The sequence below is a fragment of the Streptomyces sp. NPDC089915 genome (genome assembly GCF_040684675.1).
Lineage (GTDB): Bacteria > Actinomycetota > Actinomycetes > Streptomycetales > Streptomycetaceae > Streptomyces.
The window spans coordinates 1-19933 of the sequence record NZ_JBFBGN010000095.1; the positions used below are offsets into that span (position 1 = coordinate 1).

Annotated in this window: 13 protein-coding genes, 1 tRNA gene and 1 rRNA gene; 11 read left to right on the plus strand and 4 right to left on the minus strand. The window is 71.9% G+C overall.

Features of this window, described 5'->3' with window-relative positions; translation table 11 throughout:
- A 5S ribosomal RNA gene (gene rrf, locus AB0O29_RS24695) occupies window positions 1-93 on the plus strand; the annotation flags it as partial.
- 5 nt (window positions 94-98) lie between these two features.
- Window positions 99-174: transfer RNA gene (locus AB0O29_RS24700), tRNA-Thr, on the plus strand.
- A gap of 129 nt (window positions 175-303) precedes the next feature.
- On the opposite strand, the gene AB0O29_RS24705 is transcribed toward AB0O29_RS24700, so the two are convergent.
- Window positions 304-2826 carry a SpoIIE family protein phosphatase gene (locus tag AB0O29_RS24705; RefSeq protein ID WP_365154899.1) on the minus strand — a complete coding sequence of 841 codons (2523 nt, stop codon included), beginning with the start codon at window positions 2824-2826 and terminating at the stop codon, window positions 304-306.
- A 228-nt stretch (window positions 2827-3054) separates the two neighbouring features.
- Here AB0O29_RS24705 and AB0O29_RS24710 point away from each other — a divergent pair, with 228 nt between their 5' ends.
- The 9 genes from AB0O29_RS24710 (at window position 3055) to AB0O29_RS24750 (ending at window position 17502) form a co-directional block, all read left to right on the plus strand.
- Window positions 3055-8559 (plus strand): HAMP domain-containing protein, encoded by a 5505-nt coding sequence (locus AB0O29_RS24710; protein WP_365154902.1) that lies wholly within the window; start codon window positions 3055-3057, stop codon window positions 8557-8559.
- 235 nt (window positions 8560-8794) lie between these two features.
- Window positions 8795-9475 carry a response regulator gene (locus AB0O29_RS24715; protein WP_365154905.1) on the plus strand — a complete coding sequence of 227 codons (681 nt, stop codon included), beginning with the start codon at window positions 8795-8797 and terminating at the stop codon, window positions 9473-9475.
- A gap of 204 nt (window positions 9476-9679) precedes the next feature.
- A complete protein-coding gene (locus AB0O29_RS24720; RefSeq protein ID WP_365154908.1) occupies window positions 9680-12478 on the plus strand; it encodes a DNA translocase FtsK in 2799 nt (932 codons plus the stop codon).
- Window positions 12479-12686: 208 nt separating this feature from the next.
- On the plus strand, window positions 12687-13583 hold the full coding sequence (locus AB0O29_RS24725; protein ID WP_365154911.1) for a RodZ domain-containing protein: 897 nt from the start codon (window positions 12687-12689) through the stop codon (window positions 13581-13583).
- 145 nt (window positions 13584-13728) lie between these two features.
- Complete coding sequence (gene rimO, locus AB0O29_RS24730; protein ID WP_365154914.1) at window positions 13729-15243, plus strand: 30S ribosomal protein S12 methylthiotransferase RimO; 1515 nt, start codon at window positions 13729-13731, stop codon at window positions 15241-15243.
- Window positions 15240-15896, plus strand: a complete 657-nt coding sequence (pgsA, locus tag AB0O29_RS24735) for a CDP-diacylglycerol--glycerol-3-phosphate 3-phosphatidyltransferase (protein WP_365154916.1) — start codon at window positions 15240-15242, stop codon at window positions 15894-15896. The genes rimO and pgsA overlap by 4 nt, the downstream gene beginning before the upstream one ends.
- Before the next feature lie 56 nt (window positions 15897-15952).
- The gene (locus tag AB0O29_RS24740) at window positions 15953-16453 is read left to right on the plus strand and encodes a CinA family protein (RefSeq protein WP_365154919.1); all 501 of its coding nucleotides are present in this window, start codon (window positions 15953-15955) and stop codon (window positions 16451-16453) included.
- 109 nt (window positions 16454-16562) lie between these two features.
- Window positions 16563-16943: a helix-turn-helix transcriptional regulator gene (locus tag AB0O29_RS24745; protein WP_007266936.1), complete on the plus strand. Its 381-nt coding sequence runs from the start codon at window positions 16563-16565 to the stop codon at window positions 16941-16943.
- A gap of 241 nt (window positions 16944-17184) precedes the next feature.
- Complete coding sequence (locus AB0O29_RS24750; RefSeq protein ID WP_365154937.1) at window positions 17185-17502, plus strand: hypothetical protein; 318 nt, start codon at window positions 17185-17187, stop codon at window positions 17500-17502.
- On the opposite strand, the gene AB0O29_RS24755 is transcribed toward AB0O29_RS24750, so the two are convergent.
- The 3 genes from AB0O29_RS24755 to AB0O29_RS24765 all read right to left on the minus strand — a co-directional run bounded on the left by AB0O29_RS24755 (window position 17424) and on the right by AB0O29_RS24765 (window position 19858).
- On the minus strand, window positions 17424-18194 hold the full coding sequence (locus tag AB0O29_RS24755) for an SDR family NAD(P)-dependent oxidoreductase (RefSeq protein WP_365154922.1): 771 nt from the start codon (window positions 18192-18194) through the stop codon (window positions 17424-17426). The two genes, AB0O29_RS24750 and AB0O29_RS24755, sit on opposite strands and share 79 nt — an antisense overlap.
- Before the next feature lie 32 nt (window positions 18195-18226).
- Window positions 18227-19039, minus strand: a complete 813-nt coding sequence (locus tag AB0O29_RS24760; RefSeq protein ID WP_365154925.1) for a DNA-formamidopyrimidine glycosylase family protein — start codon at window positions 19037-19039, stop codon at window positions 18227-18229.
- Between the two features lie 108 nt (window positions 19040-19147).
- On the minus strand, window positions 19148-19858 hold the full coding sequence (locus tag AB0O29_RS24765) for a hypothetical protein (protein ID WP_365154928.1): 711 nt from the start codon (window positions 19856-19858) through the stop codon (window positions 19148-19150).
- Window positions 19859-19933 lie beyond the last annotated feature (75 nt).

Consider the following 19933-nt stretch of genomic DNA (forward strand, 5'->3'; position numbering starts at 1 on the left):
ACGCCCGGTTACATTCCGAACCCGGAAGCTAAGCCTTTCAGCGCCGATGGTACTGCAGGGGGGACCCTGTGGGAGAGTAGGACGCCGCCGAACAACCCGCCCTTTTAGCTCAGTCGGTAGAGCGTCTCCATGGTAAGGAGAAGGTCAACGGTTCGATTCCGTTAAAGGGCTCCAAAAGAAAAGGCCCCCGCCTCTTGGCGGGGGCCTTTTTGCGTTTCCGGTGAGGTGCGGTGCGGGCCGGTGTGGGCGGTGGGACGGAGGACGCCGGCCCGGGCTGCCGCCCGGGCCGGGGAGTGGATCCGTTTACGCGCCCTCGCGCGGGTGGGGGACGCGGAAGGCCAGGATGGCCATGTCGTCCGACGCGGGCTCCGCCGCGAAGCGCTCCACCGCGCGCAGGACACGGGCCGCGACCGCGCCGGCCGTGAGGCCCGTACAGGTGGTGAGCACTTCGGTCAGGCCGTCGTCGCCCAGCATGCGGGTGCCCTCGCGGCGTTCCGTCACCCCGTCCGTGACGCACAGCAGGACATCGCCCGGGTCCAGGGACAGCGTCTGCTCGTAGAGGTCCAGGTCGTCCATCACGCCCAGCAGCGGCTGCGGTTCCGCCGCCGCGGTGACCTCGCCGTCCGGGCGCAGGCGCAGCGGGAGCGGATGGCCCGCGCAGACCACCTTCATCAGGGCGCCGCCGTCCGGCTGCGGATGGAGCTCCCCGTAGAGGAGGGTGAGGAAGCGGCTGCGGGCGCCCTCGTCGAGGATGGCCGCGTTCAGCCGCTCCAGGACCGCCGGGCCGCCGAGGCCCTCGCGGGCCAGCAGGCGCAGAGCGTGCCGGGCGAGGCCGGTGACGGCCGCCGCCTCCGGGCCCGTACCGCAGACGTCGCCGATGGCGAAGCCGTACGCGCCGTCGCGGATCGGGAAGACGTCGTAGAAGTCGCCGCCCACCTCGTTGCCCTCGCCGGCCGCGCGGTAGATGACCTCGACCTCCATCCCGGGGATGGCGGGGGAGCCGGGCGGCAGGAGGCTGCGCTGGAGGGAGCGGCTGATGGCCGTGCGCTCCGAGTAGAGGCGGGCGTTGTCCAGGGCCAGGGCCGCACGGCGCGACAGGTCGTCGGCCAGCTCCAGGATCTCCTGGCGGAAGTGCTCCTCGCTGGGCTTGCCCAGGGTGAGCATGCCGATCACCCGGTTGCGGGCGAGGAGGGGCAGGACCACGGTCTCGCCGCCGACGGCGGCGGCCGTCGCCGGCCAGGGGCGGGCGCCGGCCTCGCGGACCGGCTCGGGCGGCTCCACCCGCGACAGCAGGGCCTTCAGACCGTCGATGCGCTCCTCGTCCTCGTGCAGCACGTAGGCGAGGTAGGGGTCGGAGGCCGGGTCGGCGATCGTGTAGACGGCGCACCAGGTGGCCAGCGTCGGGACGGTCATCTGGGCCATCAGGGCCAGGGTCTGGTCCCGGTCGAGGGTGCCGGCCAGCAGGTCGGAGGCCTCGACGAGGAAGGACAGGGAGCCGCGGCGCAGCCGTTCCAGCTCGCCCAGGCGGGCCGACTCGACGGCGAGGGCGATGCGGTCCGCGGCGAACTGGAGGCGCAGGGCCTCCTCGTTGGTGTAGCGGCCCGGGTTCTCGGCGGCGACGCCCAGGGAGCCGGTCAGCCGGCCCTCCACCTTCAGGGGGACGGTGACGACGGAGCGCATGCCGGTCGACTCCAGGAGCGGTACGGCCCCGGGGACGGCGGAGAGGTCGTCGTGGACGGCGGGCAGGCGGGCGGAGCCGTAGCGGCTGGTGCCGGCCTCGACGGGGACGCGGGCGAAGCGCTGGCGGGTGGAGGGCAGGCCCGTGGTGGCGCGGACCTCCAGCTCGGTCTCGTCGTCGGTGGCCAGCAGCAGGAACGCGGCGTCGGCGTCGAGCATGTCGCGGGCGCGCTCCACGGTGCGCTGGAGCAGGCCGTCCAGGTCGTCGGGGGCGGGGGAGCCGATGAACACCTCGAAGGGGTCCGCGGGGCGCGGCTCGGAGAGCTGGCCGTCGGAGGGCGCGGCCCGCACGGGGGTCTGGAGCAGGGCGCGCTCGTCGTCGTGGACGAGGAGGCAGACGATGGACGGCTCGCCGTGCGCGTCGCGGACCCGCAGGTGGGAGGCGTAGACGGGGATGACGCGGCCGTCGGCGCCGCGGATGCCGTAGCTGCCCTCCCAGCGGGACAGGCGCAGGGCCTCGGCGATGCCGGTGCCGGTGCCGGGGGTCTGGGGCCAGGCGGCGAGCTCGGCGAGGGGGCGGCCGACGACCTTCTCGGCGGCGTAGCCGAAGATGTGCTCGGCGTCCTCGTTCCAGGCGGAGACGGCGTCGGAGGCGTCGACCTGGAGGACGGCGACGCGGACCCGGCTGTCGGCCAGGGGCAGGAACTGGTCCGGGACGACGGGGCCCGCCGAGCGGGTACCGACCGGCCGGTCCGGGAGGTCCAGGCGGAACCAGACGTGCTTGTGGGTGGCGGTGTACTCGACGCCCCAGCGGGTGGCCAGCGCGGCGCAGAGCATCAGGCCGCGGCCGCTCTCGCGGTCCGGGTCGGCGTACGGGCGCTCGTCGGGGTGGCGCAGGGGGAGCTCGCGCTCGGGGTACCGGTCGGCGATCTCGACGCGTACGCCGCCCTCGGCGCGCAGGCACAGGACCTCGGCCTGGGTTCCGGCGTGGACGACGGCATTGGTGACGAGCTCGCTGGTCAGCACCACCGCGTCGTCGACGATGTCCGCGAAGCCCCAGCCCTGGAGGGTGTCGCGGACGAACGCGCGGGCAGCGGCGACCGACCGCCCTTGCGGGGTGAAACTGGCAGCCGCCCGTGCCGTGATCACAAGTCTCCTTCGACGCGGTGGGACATCGGATGCCAGGTTACTTACCTTCTCGGTCGTCGTGAGTCGGTCGTACGCGATTCCACCCGCAGGGTGTGGACCGTGTGCGAAGGTGCCGAAGTGTTATGGCCGGGTTCGGCCGGGGTGAAACACTGGGCAGGCTTGGAGAGCCGGCTCTTGGACAGCCGGGGATCCGGTGGAACGACGGTCGACCCTTTCGGGAGGGACACGGTGGAGTCTGGCGCAGCGGTGCGGCGTACGGGAACGCGCCCCAAGGGGGGCAGGGCCCGGCGCAACGGGACGACGGAGGTCGATACCGCCGCACTGAACCGGCTGCTCACGGCCCTGGTGTCGATGCGGGACGGGAACTTCCGCAAGCGGCTGACGGTGTCCGGCGAAGGCGTGATGGCGGAGATCGCCGCCGTCTACAACGAGGTCGCCGACCGCAATCTGCACCTCACCGGCGAGCTGTCGCGGGTCCGGCGCATGGTCGGGCGCGAGGGCAAGCTGAGCGAGCGGCTGGAGACGGGGGCCTGCGAGGGCTCCTGGGCGGCCGCGATCGACGCCTCGAACCAGCTGGTGGACGATCTGGCGCGGCCGGTGTCCGAGGTGGGCCGGGTGCTGTCGGCGGTGGCCGAGGGCGACCTGGACCAGCGGATGGACCTGCGGACGCAGGCGCCGGACGGGGTCGGGCATCCGCTGCGCGGGGAGTTCCTGAAGGTCGGGCGGACGGTCAACAACCTGGTCGACCAGCTGTCGGCGTTCACCGACGAGGTGACGCGGGTGGCGCTGGAGGTCGGTACCGAGGGCAAGCTCGGCGGTCAGGCCCAGGTGCGCGGAATGTCGGGTTCCTGGAAGGATCTGACCGACTCCGTCAACACCATGGCGTACCGGCTCACCGCTCAGGTGCGTGACATCGCCCTCGTGACGACGGCGGTGGCCAAGGGCGACCTGTCGCGCAAGGTCACGGTGCACGTGGCCGGCGAGATGCTCCAGCTGAAGAACACCGTGAACACCATGGTGGATCAGCTGTCCTCCTTCTCCTCGGAGGTGACGCGGGTCGCCCGCGAGGTGGGTACCGAGGGTGAGCTGGGCGGTCAGGCGAAGGTGCCCGGGGTCGCGGGCGTCTGGAAGGACCTGACCGACTCCGTCAACACGATGGCGGGCAACCTGACGGCCCAGGTGCGCGGGATCGCGCAGGTCACGACGGCCGTGGCCAACGGTGACCTGTCGCAGAAGGTGCGGGTCAGCGCGCGCGGCGAGGTGGCGCAGCTGGCCGAAACGATCAATCAGATGACGGAGACCCTGCGGACCTTCGCGGACGAGGTCACGCGCGTGGCCAGCGAGGTCGGCGCGAAGGGCCTGCTGGGCGGCCAGGCGCAGGTGCCGGGGGCGGCGGGGACCTGGAAGGACCTCACCGATTCGGTGAACACGGTCTTCCGGAACCTGACCACTCAGGTGCGGGACATCGCCCAGGTGACGACCGCCGTGGCCAACGGCGACCTGTCGCAGAAGGTCACGGTCGACGTGGCCGGCGAGATGCTGGAGCTGAAGAACACCGTCAACACGATGGTGGACCAGCTCCAGTCCTTCGGTTCGGAAGTGACGCGTGTGGCCCGTGAGGTCGGCGTCGAGGGTGAGCTGGGCGGTCAGGCCCAGGTGCCGGGGGCCGCGGGGACGTGGAAGGACCTCACCGATTCGGTGAACACGGCCTTCGCCAACCTGACCGGTCAGGTCCGCAACATCGCGCAGGTGACGACGGCGGTGGCCAACGGCGACCTGTCGCAGAAGGTCACCGTGGACGTCTCCGGCGAGATGCTCCAGCTGAAGAACACCGTGAACACGATGGTGGACCAGCTGTCCTCCTTCGCCGACCAGGTCACGCGGATGGCGCGGGACGTGGGTACGGAGGGCCGCCTCGGCGGCCAGGCCCGGGTGGAGGGGGTGTCCGGAACCTGGAAGGAGCTGACCGACTCGGTCAACTTCATGGCCGGGAACCTGACCTCCCAGGTGCGCCAGATCGCCCAGGTGACGACGGCGGTGGCGCGCGGTGACCTGTCGCAGAAGATCGACGTGGACGCGCGGGGCGAGATCCTGGAGCTGAAGAACACCATCAACACGATGGTGGACCAGCTCTCGGCCTTCGCCGAGCAGGTGACCCGGGTGGCCCGGGACGTGGGTACGGAGGGCCGGCTCGGCGGTCAGGCGCAGGTGCCCGGGGTGGCCGGCGTGTGGCGCGACCTGACGGACTCGGTGAACGGCATGGCCGGGAACCTGACCTCGCAGGTCCGCAACATCGCGCAGGTCGCGACGGCGGTGGCGCGCGGTGACCTGTCGCAGAAGATCGACGTGGACGCGCGCGGGGAGATCCTGGAGCTGAAGAACACCATCAACACGATGGTGGACCAGCTCTCGAACTTCGCGGAGCAGGTGACCCGCGTGGCCCGCGAGGTGGGTACCGAGGGCATCCTGGGCGGCCAGGCCGAGGTGAAGGGGGTCTCGGGCACCTGGAAGGACCTCACCCAGTCCGTCAACTTCATGGCGAACAACCTGACCTCGCAGGTCCGCAACATCGCCGAGGTGACCACCGCGGTCGCCATGGGCGACCTGTCCAAGAAGATCACCGTCGACGCCAAGGGCGAGATCCTCGAACTGGTCACCACGGTGAACACGATGGTGGACCAGCTGTCCTCCTTCGCCGAGCAGGTGACCCGGGTGGCCCGCGAGGTGGGCACCGAGGGCATCCTCGGCGGCCAGGCCCGGGTGCGCGGGGTGACGGGCATCTGGAAGGACCTGTCGGACAACGTCAACACGATGGCCGGGAACCTGACGGCTCAGGTGCGCGGGATCGCCCAGGTGTCCGCGGCCGTCGCCAACGGAGACCTGACGAAGAAGGTCACCGTCGAGGCGCGCGGCGAGGTCGCGCAGCTCGCCGACACGGTCAACACGATGGTCAAGACCCTGTCCTCCTTCGCGGACGAGGTCACGCGCGTGGCCCGCGAGGTGGGCACGGAGGGCCGGCTCGGCGGTCAGGCGCACGTCCCCGGGGTCTCGGGCACGTGGAAGGACCTCACCGACTCGGTGAACTTCATGGCCTCCAACCTCACCGGCCAGGTGCGGCAGATCGCCATGGTCACGACGGCCATCGCCAAGGGCGACATGACCAAGAAGATCGACATCGACGCCCGCGGGGAGATCCTGGAGCTGAAGACGACCATCAACACGATGGTCGACCAGCTGTCCTCCTTCGCCGACCAGGTGACCCGGGTGGCCCGCGAGGTGGGCACCGAGGGGATCCTGGGCGGCCAGGCCCGGGTGCGCGACGTGGACGGCACCTGGCGGGACCTGACCGAGTCCGTGAACGAGATGGCAGGCAACCTCACCCGGCAGGTGCGGGCCATCGCGGCCGTGGCCACCGCGGTGACCCGCGGCGACCTGAGCCTGAAGGTCGACGTGGACGCGGCGGGCGAGATCCAGGCCCTCCAGGACAACATCAACACGATGATCGCGAACCTGCGCGACACCACCCTGGCCAACAAGGAGCAGGACTGGCTCAAGGGCAACCTCGCCCGGATCTCCGCCCTGATGCAGGGCCGCCGGGACCTCGACGACGTGGCCAAGCTGATCATGAGCGAGCTCACCCCGGTGGTCGCGGCGCAGCACGGCGCGTTCTTCCTCGCGGTGCCCACCGGCGGCAGCCCCGAGATCGGGACCGACGGCGGCGCGGAGGGCTCGTACGAGCTGCGGATGCGCGGGAGCTACGCCTACGCGGGCGGGCAGATGCCGATCTCCTTCCGGCCGGGGGAGGGGCTGATCGGGATGGTCGCCGAGGAGAAGCGGACGATCCTGGTGGAGAACACCCCGCCGGGCTACCTGAAGATCTCCTCCGGCCTGGGCGAGGCGCCGCCGGCGCACGTGATCGTGCTCCCGGTGCTGTTCGAGGGGAAGGTGCTCGGGGTCATCGAGCTGGCCGGCTTCCAGCCGTTCACGCAGATCCAGAAGGACTTCCTCAGCCAGATCGCCGAGATGATCGGGACGAGCGTCAACACCATCTCCGTCAACTCCAAGACGGAGATGCTGCTCAAGCAGTCCCAGGAGATGACCGAGCAGCTGCGCGAGCGCTCCGACGAGCTGGAGAACCGGCAGAAGGCGCTCCAGGCCGCGAACGCGGAACTGGAGGAGAAGGCGGAGCTGCTGGCCCAGCAGAACCGGGACATCGAGGTGAAGAACACCGAGATCGAGGAGGCCCGCCAGGTCCTGGAGGAGCGCGCCGAGCAGCTCGCGGTCTCGATGCGCTACAAGTCGGAGTTCCTGGCGAACATGTCGCACGAGCTGCGCACCCCGCTCAACTCGCTGCTGATCCTGGCCAAGCTGCTCGCGGACAACGCGGACGAGAACCTCTCGCCGAAGCAGGTGGAGTTCGCGGAGACCATCCACGGCGCGGGCTCGGACCTGCTCCAGCTGATCAACGACATCCTCGACCTGTCGAAGGTCGAGGCCGGGAAGATGGACGTCTCGCCGACGCGGATCGCGCTGGTCCAGCTCGTGGACTACGTGGAGGCCACCTTCCGGCCGCTGACGGCGGAGAAGGGCCTCGACTTCTCGGTGCGGGTCTCCCCGGAGCTGCCGGCCACCCTGCACACCGACGAGCAGCGCCTGCTCCAGGTGCTGCGCAACCTGCTGTCGAACGCGGTGAAGTTCACCGACAACGGGGCGGTGGAGCTGGTGATCCGGCCCGCCGGCGCCGACGTGCCGATGGCGATCCGGGAGCAGCTGCTGGAGGCCGGTTCGCTGCGCGACGCGGACGCGGACCTGATCGCGTTCTCGGTGACGGACACCGGCATCGGGATCGCGGCGAGCAAGATGCTGGTGATCTTCGAGGCGTTCAAGCAGGCGGACGGTACGACGAGCCGCAAGTACGGGGGCACGGGCCTGGGCCTGTCCATCAGCCGGGAGATCGCCCGGCTGCTCGGCGGGGAGATCCACGCGGCCAGCGAGCCCGGGCGGGGGTCCACGTTCACGCTGTACCTGCCGCTGCACCCGAGCGAGCTCCCGCCTCAGGGGTACGCGCCGCCCACGCCCGGCGGGGCGCGCGGGGAGTACCGCAGGGCCGCCGAGGCGCTGCCGGCCCCGCAGCCCGTCCCGGTGCCGGCGCTGCCCGCGGTGCCGCGGAACCCGGTCCCGGTGCGGCAGGCGCTGCCGGTGGCGGAGCCGGCCGGGCAGGGTCCCCCGTCGCTGTTCCGGCGCCGCCGCAAGCCGCTGACCGGTCCGCTGCCGCGCACCGAGGTGCCGGGGCAGCCGGACGGGGTCGCCTGGGAGGAGCAGGAGCCGCTGCCGGCGGCGCCGCGTACGTACGACTTCCACGGCGAGCGGGTGCTCATCGTGGACGACGACGTGCGCAACGTCTTCGCCCTGACGAGCGTGCTGGAGCAGCACGGGCTGGCGGTGCTCTACGCCGAGAACGGCAGGGAGGGCATCGAGGTGCTCGAACAGCACGACGACGTGTCGGTCGTGCTGATGGACATCATGATGCCGGAGATGGACGGGTACGCGACGACGTCGGCGATCCGGCGGATGCCCCAGTTCGAGGGGCTGCCGATCATCGCGCTGACGGCGAAGGCGATGAAGGGGGACCGGGAGAAGGCCATCGACTCCGGGGCCTCCGACTACGTCACCAAGCCGGTGGAGCCCGACTACCTACTGTCGGTCATGGAACAGCACATGCGCGGGGACTGACCGGCGGCCGGGGCGTGACGGGAGGGCGCAGGGGGAACCTTCTGCCCTCCCGCCACGTTTCCGCTTCGTGCACAGTGACATCTTGGTGACAGGGTGTGGCGATCTCGGGACTGGGGCTACGATGACCGGCACAAGGACGGACGGCGCGAAGACGCCGTCCTCTGGGGCGGGCCCCGGCACACAGGCCGGCGCCCGGAGCCGGGGAGGCCCCATGCCGGGGCGAGGAGGACAGGGCATGGTGCAGAAGGCCAAGATCCTCCTGGTCGACGACAGGCCGGAGAATCTGCTGGCGCTGGAGGCCATCCTCTCCGCGCTCGATCAGACACTGGTCCGGGCGTCGTCGGGGGAGGAAGCGCTCAAGGCGCTGCTGACGGACGATTTCGCGGTCATCCTGCTGGATGTCCAGATGCCGGGAATGGACGGGTTCGAAACCGCCGCGCACATCAAGCGGCGCGAGCGGACCCGGGACATCCCGATCATCTTCCTCACCGCGATCAACCACGGTCCGCACCACACCTTCCGCGGGTACGCGGCGGGCGCGGTGGACTACATCTCGAAGCCGTTCGACCCGTGGGTGCTGCGCGCCAAGGTCTCGGTCTTCGTCGAGCTCTACACCAAGAACTGCCAACTGCGGGAGCAGGCGGCCCTGCTGCGCCTCCAGCTGGAGGGCGGCGGTTCCAACGGCGACGGCAGCAAGGAGACGGCCGGGCTGCTGGCCGAGCTCTCCGCGCGGCTCGCGGCGGTCGAGGAGCAGGCCGAGGCGCTGACCAAGCAGCTCGGCGAGGACTCGGCGGACGCCGCCGTGGTGGCGACCGCCGCACATCTGGAGCGCAAGCTCACGGGGCTGCGCCGGGCGCTGGACGCGCTGGAGCCGGGAGCAGGCGGGACCGCGGCGGTCCTGCCCGCCCAGGGCTGACGGGCCGTGCCGCCGGACCCCCGGGTCCGGCGCCGGTCCGGCGTCCCGGGCGGGGCGCCCCCGGTGAAGGGGGCCTGACCCGGGCCCGGCTGGGGGAGCGTCAGGCCTGCCGGTGTGTCAGAACGCTTGCGGACGGGGCGACACGAACGGGTGAAGGGGTGGGCACGCGTGTCCACCGGCGCGCGCACCGGTAACCTCGGCCCCATGGCCTCAAGTACGTCCGGCAAGGGTTCCCAGGGCACCGCCGCGGGCGCCGCGAAGGGCCGCCCCGGCCGTACGACGGCGCCTGCCAAGAAGACGGCGCCGGCGCGCAAGCCTCCCGCGAAGAAGGCCGTGGCGGCCAAGCGCGCCCCGGTGAAGAAGACCGCGCCCAAGGCGGCGCCGTCCCCGACCGGGGGCGTGGTGTGGCTCGTGCGCGGCTGCTGGCTGGGGCTCGCGCACCTCGTCGGCAAGGCCTTCCGGGGCATCGGCCGGGGCGCGAAGAACCTCGACCCCGCCCACCGCAAGGACGGCCTCGCGCTGCTGCTGCTCGCCCTGGCCCTGATCGTCGCGGCCGGGACCTGGTCCAACCTGAGCGGGCCCGTCGGCGACCTGGTCACGATGCTGGTCACCGGGGCCTTCGGGCGCCTGGACCTGCTCGTGCCGATCCTGCTCGGGGTCATGGCGGTACGTTTCATCCGCCATCCCGACCAGAGCGACGCGAACGGGCGCATCGGCATCGGCCTGTCCGCCCTGGTCATCGGCGTCCTCGGGCTGGTGCACATCGCCTGCGGGGCCCCCGGCCGCGACGAGGGCACCACCGCCATGCAGAACGCGGGCGGGCTCGTCGGCTGGGCCGCGTCCAAGCCGCTGATCTTCACCATGGGCGCGCCGCTGGCCGTGCCCATGCTGGTGCTGCTCACCGTCTTCGGCCTGCTGGTCGTCACCGCCACCCCGGTCAACGCGATCCCCCAGCGGCTGCGCCGGCTGGGGATCCGGCTCGGGATCATCGCCCCGAACGAGTACGACGAGGGGTACGGGCAGCCCGGCGGCGCCGGCCGCCCCGACCGGCACGACGCCGAGCAGTGGCGGGCCCGCACCGAGGGCGCCGCCGGGCCGGAGGACCCCGCGGACGCCGCCGAGGAGGCGGCGCTGGCCAAACGGCGCCGGCCGCGGCGGGCCGCCGCGCGGCCGGGGGAGCGGGAGATGGACGCCGTCGACGTGGCCGCGGCGGCCGCCGCCGCGCTGGACGGGGTGGTCTACGGCGGGCTGCCGCCGTCCCCGCTGGTCGCCGACCTCACCCAGGGGATCACCCCCCAGCGGGACGGTGTGGAGATCACCGCCCCGGTGCCGCCCGCCCGCGGGGAACGGCCCGCCGCCCCGGCCGCGGCCCCGGCTCCGGCCGCCGTCCCGGCGGAGCCGGACCCCGCCGAGGTCCCGCACGAGCGCACCGCCGCCGCCTCCGGGACCCTGTCGGTGCCGGACCTGACGAAGACCCCGCCCGAGAGCCAGCCGCTGCCGCCCCGCGCCGAGCAGCTCCAGCTGCGCGGGGACATCACGTACTCCCTGCCCTCGCTGGACCTGCTGGAGAAGGGCGGCCCCGGTAAGACGCGCAGCGCCGCCAACGACTCGGTGGTGGCGGCGCTGACCAACGTGTTCACCGAGTTCAAGGTGGACGCGCAGGTCACCGGCTTCACCCGGGGCCCGACGGTGACCCGCTACGAGGTGACGCTCGGCGCCGCCGTGAAGGTCGAGCGGATCACGGCGCTGGCGAAGAACATCGCCTACGCCGTGGCCTCCCCGGACGTGCGCATCATCAGCCCGATCCCGGGCAAGTCGGCGGTCGGCATCGAGATCCCGAACACCGACCGGGAGATGGTCAACCTGGGCGACGTCCTGCGGCTGGCGGACGCCGCCGAGGACGACCACCCGATGCTGGTCGCGCTGGGCAAGGACGTCGAGGGCGGCTACGTCATGGCCAACCTGGCCAAGATGCCGCACGTGCTGGTGGCCGGCGCGACCGGCTCGGGCAAGTCCTCCTGCATCAACTGCCTGATCACCTCGATCATGGTCCGGGCCACCCCGGAGGACGTGCGGATGGTGCTGGTCGACCCCAAGCGGGTCGAGCTGACCGCCTACGAGGGCATCCCGCACCTGATCACCCCGATCATCACCAACCCCAAGCGGGCCGCGGAGGCCCTCCAGTGGGTGGTGCGCGAGATGGACCTGCGCTACGACGACCTGGCCGCCTTCGGGTACCGGCACATCGACGACTTCAACCAGGCGATCCGGGACGGCAAGATCAAGCTGCCGCCCGGCAGCGAGCGGGAGCTCAGCCCGTACCCGTACCTGCTGGTGATCGTCGACGAGCTCGCGGACCTGATGATGGTGGCCCCGCGCGACGTCGAGGACTCCATCGTGCGGATCACCCAGCTGGCCCGTGCGGCCGGCATCCACCTGGTGCTCGCGACCCAGCGGCCCTCGGTGGACGTGGTGACCGGCCTGATCAAGGCGAACGTGCCCTCGCGGCTGGCCTTCGCGACCTCCTCGCTCGCCGACAGCCGGGTCATCCTGGACCAGCCCGGCGCGGAGAAGCTGATCGGCAAGGGTGACGGACTGTTCCTGCCGATGGGTGCGAACAAGCCGGTGCGCCTCCAGGGCGCCTTCGTCACCGAGGACGAGATCGCGGGCATCGTCCAGCACTGCAAGGACCAGATGGCCCCCGTCTTCCGCGACGACGTCACGGTCGGGCAGAAGCAGAAGAAGGAGATCGACGAGGAGATCGGCGACGACCTGGACCTGCTGTGCCAGGCGGCCGAGCTGGTGGTCTCCACCCAGTTCGGCTCCACCTCGATGCTCCAGCGCAAGCTGCGCGTGGGCTTCGCCAAGGCGGGGCGGCTGATGGACCTGATGGAGTCCCGGGGGGTCGTGGGTCCCAGCGAGGGCTCCAAGGCCCGCGACGTCCTGCTCAAACCCGACGAACTGGACGGGGTGCTCGCCGTGATCCGGGGCGAGACCCCCTAGAACGGGGATCCGCCCGCCTCACCCGACCGTAGGGGGATCGGCGGGCAACCGTTTCCCTTGGGCGTGCGTCAAGTTGAGGGAGGTGGCGGCGGGTGGCGCCCTCGCCATACGGATGGCGTAGGAAGCGGACCCTCCGGTTGCCCCACCCTTTCGTCACCCCCCTAGACTGGACATCCAGCAGGTGGCTACACGCTCGAAAGGCGCCCTTGTGTCCATCGGCAACTCCAACTCCCCCGAAGAAGAGCGGCCTTCGACCGACGACCGGTCCGAGGACCGGCTCGTCGAACGCTCCGTCGAAGGACCGTCCATCGGGACGGCCCTCAAGAAGGCCCGGATCGCCGCCGGGCTCACAGTCGACGAGGTCTCCTCCACCACGCGCGTGCGCATTCCGATCGTGCACGCGATCGAGGAGGACGACTTCACGCGGTGCGGCGGTGACGTGTACGCCCGCGGCCACATCCGGACGCTCGCCCGCGCCGTTCACCTCGACCCGGTACCCCTGGTCGAGATGTACGACGCGGCCCACGGCGGACGGCCGGCGCCCACCCCCGCCGCGCCGATGTTCGACGCCGAGCGCATCCGCCCCGAGCGGCAGCGGCCCAACTGGACCGCGGCCATGGTCGCCGCCATCGTCGCCGTGATCGGCTTCGTCGGCTTCACCGCCTTCAGCGGCGGCGACGAGAAGGCCAAGCACCCGGTGGCGGAAGGTTCCGCCTCCCCGCAGCCCGCGCCCAAGCAGTCCGCGGGCGGACAGCAGCCCCAGACCCCGCAGGCGCCCCAGGCCCCCAAGCCGGAGCCCTCGGACAGCGCCATCGCGGCCGCGCCCAAGGACCTCGTCACCGTGGTCCTGACGGCCGACGTCGGCGAGAGCTGGATCTCGGCCAAGGACCACAGCGGCCGGCTGCTCTTCGACGGCACCCTCGCGCAGGGCGAGTCGAAGACCTTCACCGACAAGGAGTCCGTGGACCTCGTCCTGGGCGACGCCGGCGCCGTCAAGCTGTTCGTGAACGGCAAGGAGATCAAGGACAGGTTCGAGTCGGGTCAGGTCGAGCGGCTCACCTACACCAAGAACGACCCCCGCCAGGGTCAGGCCCAGGCGGGCTGAACGGCCCTGACCAGCGCCTACCGGCGCGGAATAAAAAATTCCGGATCCCCGGGACCCGTGCGGCACCTGCCGCCGGCTCCCGGGGATCTTGTCGTGGGGGGACTTGGGGCGGGGGCCGGCGCCGGGACGAAGTAGTCTTGAGTCCATGCCCGAACGCCGTACCGTCGCCCTTGTCACTCTTGGCTGCGCCCGTAACGAGGTGGACTCGGAGGAGCTCGCAGGCCGCTTGGCGGCGGATGGCTGGGAGCTCGTCGAGGACGCCGCCGACGCGGACGTAGCCGTCGTCAACACCTGTGGCTTCGTCGAAGCCGCCAAGAAGGACTCCGTAGACGCCCTGCTGGAAGCCAACGATCTCAAGGATCACGGCAAGACCCAGGCCGTCGTCGCCGTCGGCTGTATGGCCGAGCGCTACGGCAAGGAACTCGCCGAAGCGCTCCCCGAGGCCGACGGGGTCCTCGGCTTCGACGACTACGCCGACATCTCCAACCGCCTGCAGACCATCCTGAACGGCGGCAACGTCGAGGCCCACGCCCCGCGCGACCGGCGCCAGCTGCTGCCGATCAGCCCGGCCGAGCGCCAGAACGCCTCCGTGGCCCTGCCCGGACACGCCCAGGACGCCGCCGAGGAGCCCGCCGAGGCCCCCGCCGACCTGCCCGAGGGCGTCGCGCCCGCCTCCGGGCCGCGCGCCCCGCTGCGCCGCCGCCTGGACAAGAGCCCGGTGGCCTCGGTGAAACTGGCCTCCGGCTGCGACCGCCGCTGCTCCTTCTGCGCGATCCCGTCGTTCCGCGGCTCCTTCATCTCCCGCCGCCCCTCCGACGTGCTGGGCGAGACGCGCTGGCTCGCCGAGCAGGGCGTCAAGGAGGTCATGCTGGTCTCCGAGAACAACACCTCGTACGGCAAGGACCTCGGCGACATCCGCCTGCTGGAGACCCTGTTGCCCGAGCTGGCCGCCGTCGACGGCATCGAGCGCGTCCGCGTCAGCTACCTCCAGCCCGCCGAGATGCGGCCCGGGCTGATCGACGTGCTCACCTCGACCCCCAAGGTCGCCCCGTACTTCGACCTGTCCTTCCAGCACTCGGCCCCCGACGTGCTGCGCGCCATGCGCCGCTTCGGTGACACCGACCGCTTCCTGGAGCTGCTGGACACCATCCGCTCCAAGGCCCCGCAGGCCGGCGTCCGCTCCAACTTCATCGTCGGCTTCCCCGGCGAGACCGAGGAGGACTTCGCCGAGCTGGAGCGTTTCCTCACCCACGCCCGCCTCGACGCCATCGGCGTCTTCGGCTACTCCGACGAGGACGGCACCGAGGCCGCCACGTACGAGAACAAGCTGGACGAGGAGACCGTCGCCGAGCGCCTCGCGCACATGCAGCGGCTCGCCGAGGAGCTCACCTCCCAGCGTGCGGAGGAGCGGATCGGCGAGACCCTTGAGGTACTCGTCGAGACGGTCGTCCCGTTCGACGAGGCGGAGGAGGGCGAGGGCGCCTACGGGCGCGCCGCCCACCAGGCCCCCGAGACCGACGGCCAGGTCGTCTTCACCGACGGCACCGGCCTGGTCCCCGGGACCATCGTCACGGCGAAGGTCGTCGGCACGCTGGGCGTGGACCTGGTGGCCGAGCCCCTCGGCACGGAGTTCTCGGAAATCCAGGAGGCGGCCGGATGAGCGGAGTCCCGGCACCAGCGGCGGGCGGGACCGGCCGCCGGCCCGCGCCCGGCGCGAAGCTCGGGACTGCGGCCGTCAACCAGGCCAGCCTCTGGAACATCGCGAACATCCTCACGATGATCCGGCTGGTCCTCGTGCCGGGATTCGTCCTGCTGCTGCTCGCCGACGGGGGCTACGACCCCGTCTGGCGGGCACTGGCCTGGGCGGCCTTCGCCGTCGCCATGATCACGGACATCTTCGACGGGCACCTGGCCAGGACGTACAACCTGGTCACGGACTTCGGGAAGATCGCCGACCCCATCGCCGACAAGGCGATCATGGGGTCGGCGCTCGTGTGTCTCTCCTGGCTCGGCGACCTGCCCTGGTGGGTGACCGGGGTGATCCTGGGACGCGAGCTCGGGATCACGCTGATGCGCTTCTGGGTGATCCGCTACGGGGTGATCCCGGCCAGCCGGGGCGGCAAGCTCAAGACCCTGGCCCAGGGGACGGCGGTGGGCATGTACGTGCTCGCGCTGACCGGGCCGCTGGCGACCCTGCGCTTCTGGGTGATGGCGGTGGCCGTCGTGCTGACCGTGGTCACCGGTCTGGACTACGTCCGGCAGGCCGTGGTGCTGCGCCGGGCCGGACTGGCCGCGGAGCGTGCCTCGAAGTGACGAACGGGGCGGGGGAGGCACCGGAATCCGCGGGAGCGGGGGAGGGTGCCGTGCGGGTGGCCGAAGAAGTGCTGCGGCTGCTCGCGGAGAGTGACCAGAGCCTGGCCGTGGCCGAGTCGCTGACCGGGGGGATGGTGGCCGCCGAGCTCACGGCGGTGCCGGGGGCCTCGCGCTCCTTCCGCGGGTCGGTGACGGCGTACGCCACTGAACTCAAGCACCGGGTCCTCGGGGTGGACGCCGCGCTGCTGGCGGCCGAAGGCGCGGTGAACGCGCAGGTGGCGGCCGAGATGGCCAGCGGGGTACGGCGCGTGATGGGCGCTTCGTGGGGGATCGCGACGACCGGGGTGGCCGGTCCGGACCCCCAGGACGGCCAGCCGGTCGGCACCGTTTTCATCGCCGTGGCGGGTCCGGGGGGCAGGAAAACGGCCCGGCTGCGGTTGAACGGCTCCCGTACGGAAATCCGTAGGGAGAGTGCACGCACAGTGCTCGAACTGCTCTCGAGCGAACTCCGCGAGAATCTGCGGGGGCAGGATACGGAACAGAACGGGGGGATTTGATGTTTGCAGCCCTGAGTGAACACGACATCGCTCCCCGCACGGCCGCGGCGCGAGGCGGTACGGTGGGGCGTGAAGGTTACGGCTACACGGTCAGAGGAGGGAGCCACCGATGATTCTGCTCCGTCGCCTGCTGGGTGACGTGCTGCGTCGGCAGCGCCAGCGCCAGGGCCGTACTCTGCGCGAAGTCTCCTCGTCCGCCCGAGTTTCGCTCGGCTATCTCTCCGAGGTGGAGCGGGGGCAGAAGGAGGCATCCTCCGAGCTGCTCTCCGCGATCTGCGACGCGTTGGACGTACGGATGTCCGAGCTGATGCGCGAAGTCAGTGACGAGCTGTCGCTGGCCGAGCTCGCGCAGTCGGCAGCCGCGAGCGAACCGGTGCCGGCACCGGTGCGCCCGATGCTCAATTCGGTCTCCGTGGCCTCGGTCACGGGCGGACCCGAGCGGGTGACCATCAAGGCGCCCGTGGAAGCGGTGAACGTCGTAGCCGCTTGAGTACCGCGAGCTGGACACGTGGGTGTGGCGGGAGCCCCGGTTGGTGCGTGATGCACCGGCCGGGGCTCTCTGCCGTCCGGGGGCCCTCGTGCGGCCGTGCGCCCGGCCCGGTGTTCTGGGTGCGGGGGCGGGGGGTGTGGGGGAGGATGAGCGCGACCGGTACCCGGCCCTCTTCCGGACTCCGTCCGGGGAGGACCCCCAGGAGGTGGCCGTGCGGCTGTTACTGCGCATACCCGTGGCTCTGCCCGTCGTACTGGCCCTGCCGCTCGTGCTCGTCCTGGGCGCGGTGTGGTGGTGGGCCGTGGTGAGGCTGGCGGTGGTGCCCGCCGACGCGGGGCCCGTGGAGGGCGCGATAGCCATGGGCGGCTGGGGGCTGGGACTGCTGCCCGTGCACTGTGTACCCGGCCCCGTGCGCCGGGCCCGGGGCGGGGACCGCGCGGAACCTCCGGACGCTCCCGATCCCCCGGAGGAGGGAGGGGGTCACCAGGGCATCGACACCCCTCCGTTCGGCCGAAGGATCTGGCCCGTCATGAAGGACGAGGCGTCCGAGGCCAGGTAGAGCACAGCGTGCGCGATGTCCTCGGGCTCGCCGACCCGGCGCAGCGGGGACATGCGGACCATGGCGGCCTCGGTCTGCTCCTGGGCCTCGGGGCTGTGGCGGGCGGTCATGGGGGTGCGGATCCACCCCGGGGCGACCGCGTTGACGCGGATGCCGTACGGGCCGCTCTCGGTGGCGAGGGTCTTGGTCAGCTGCACGACGGCGGCCTTGGCGGCGCTGTAGCAGAGCAGGCCGGGCTGGGCGGCGTCCACGGCGCCGGAGGCCATCGTGACGACCGAGCCGGTGCGGCCGGCGGCGATCATGGAGCGGACGGCCTCCTGGCAGGTGCGCAGGACCCCCTTGAAGTTGACGTCCAGGACCCGGTCGAGGTCCTCGTCGGTGGTGTCCAGGACGCTGCTGGTGTGCATGACCCCCGCGATGGCGGCGGTGACGTCGAGCGGGCCGGCGGCGGCGACGGCGGCCCGCAGGGCGGTGCGGTCGGTGACGTCGAGGGGGTGGGCGGTGGCGGTGCCGCCGGCCTTGGCGATCAGGTCCGTGGTCTCGGCGAGGCCGTGCTCGTCGCGGTCCGCGCAGTGCACGGCCGCGCCGGCCGCGGCGAGCAGGAGCGCGGTGGCCCGGCCTATGCCGGCGGCGGCCCCGGTGACGAGCGCGGTGCGGCCGGTGAGGTCGTACGCGGTGATGGGTGTGGGCATGCCAGGACGGTACGAGCGAATCTGACGGCCCGTCAATTGGTCGGTGCGTCCGGGACGGGTCCGGACTGGCAGCGGGGGCACCAGTAGGTGGGGCGGCCGTCCTGCGGGGCCTCGCGCACGGGGGTGCCGCAGCGCAGGCAGGGGCGGCGGGCGCGGCCGTAGACGAACAGCTCCCGGCCGGGACGCCGGCTGCCGGTGGTGTTGCGGGGTCCGCCGTGGCCGGTGTTCGCGGCGAGCAGGCGCTGGGCGGCGGCCGCGAGGCGGACGGCGGTGACCTCCGGTTCGGGGAGCGCGCCGACCGGGGTCCAGGGGGTGGTCCGGGCCAGGAAGCAGAGCTCCGACTTGTAGATGTTGCCGATGCCCGCGAGGTTGCGCTGGTCGAGCAGGGCCTCGCCGAGGGGGCGGGCGGGGGCGGCGAGCAGGTTGGCGGCGGCCCGGGCGGGGTCCCAGTCGGGTCCCAGCAGGTCGGGACCCAGATGGCCCACGGCCCGGCCCTCCTCGGCGGTGCGCAGCAGTTCGAGCACGGGGAGGCGGTAGCCGACGGCGGTGGCGTCCTCGGCGGCCAGGACGGCCCGGATCTCGAAGGAGGGGCCGCCGCGCCATCTCCCGGCCGGGGCGAAGACGTACCAGGCGCCGTCCATGCCGAGGTGGCTGTGGAGGGTGAGGCCGCCGTCGAGGCGGGCCAGGAGGTGCTTGCCGCGCGGGGTGACGTCCAGGACGGTGCGGCCGGTGAGGTCGGCGGTGGCGAACCGGGGGACGCGCAGGTCGGCGTGGGTGAGGGGCTTGCCCGCGAGGGCGGCGTGCAGACGGGCCGCGACGCGGTGGACGCTGTCTCCTTCGGGCATGGGGCCATTGTGGCGCCGCCCGGGCGGGGGAACGGGGAACCCCCCGGGCGGGGTGACCGCCGCGGGGGGTTCGCGGATCAGGAGGTGCGGGGGCCCGGGGGCCGCCCGTTACTTCCAGGTGAGGCCCTTCTGGGGCGGGGAGGCGAGGTTGTTGTACGGGTCGCCCCAGTACTCGGCGCCGGTGACCTTGGTGCCGGTCGGCGCGAGGGCGATGGCGCAGGAGTTCTGGGTCTGGCCGTTGGTGAAGCCCTTCGGCAGCGAGTCGCTCGGGCACTTGTCGAACTTGCCGATGGTCAGGACGGTGCCGGCCTCGCTGCCGCCGTCCAGGAGGCCCTTCATGTGGCCGACGGAGGAGAACGACAGGTCCGTGTTGCCGGTGTTCTTGATCGTGTAGCGGATGTAGAAGGGGCTCATGCCCTTCGCCTTGTCGCCCAGGTTCAGCGTCGACAGGTCGGCCGGGGTGCCCGCGTCGATGCCGGTGACGGTCAGGGCGATCTGGCCGCCCTTGTTGCTGCCGTAGCTGAACGGGACGGTCGCGGTCTGGCCCATCTTGAAGGCCTGGCCGGACTTGGCCACCGCGCCGCCGCCGGCGGCGGGGGCGCCGGAGGCGCCGTCGTAGCCGTCCGCGGCCGGGGAGCTCGGGGCCCCGGCCGGCGGGGTGGCGTAGCCGCCCGGTGCGGAGGACTGGGCCGCCGGAGCGGAGGGAGCCGCCGGGAGGGCCTCTTCGTTGCCGTCCTTGCAGCCCGTCAGGACCAGGCTCGACGCGACGGCGAGGCCGGCCGCCACCAGGGTGGTCTTGCGCATGCTGATGCTGCTCACTTCTGTTCTCCCCCATGACTGTGCACCGCCAATGCAGTGCCTGTGATCACCTTTGATAAGGCATGGATAAGCGCC

Excerpts from the sequence above, each read along its gene's own strand:
- rimO (WP_365154914.1), top strand. The coding sequence starts at position 13,729 with ATGCCCGAACGCCGTACCGTCGCCCTTGTCACTCTTGGCTGCGCCCGT.
- AB0O29_RS24755 (WP_365154922.1), bottom strand. The coding sequence starts at position 18,194 with ATGCCCACACCCATCACCGCGTACGACCTCACCGGCCGCACCGCGCTC.
- AB0O29_RS24745 (WP_007266936.1), top strand. The coding sequence starts at position 16,563 with ATGATTCTGCTCCGTCGCCTGCTGGGTGACGTGCTGCGTCGGCAGCGC.
- AB0O29_RS24760 (WP_365154925.1), bottom strand. The coding sequence starts at position 19,039 with ATGCCCGAAGGAGACAGCGTCCACCGCGTCGCGGCCCGTCTGCACGCC.
- AB0O29_RS24715 (WP_365154905.1), top strand. The coding sequence starts at position 8,795 with ATGGTGCAGAAGGCCAAGATCCTCCTGGTCGACGACAGGCCGGAGAAT.
- pgsA (WP_365154916.1), top strand. The coding sequence starts at position 15,240 with ATGAGCGGAGTCCCGGCACCAGCGGCGGGCGGGACCGGCCGCCGGCCC.
- AB0O29_RS24720 (WP_365154908.1), top strand. The coding sequence starts at position 9,680 with ATGGCCTCAAGTACGTCCGGCAAGGGTTCCCAGGGCACCGCCGCGGGC.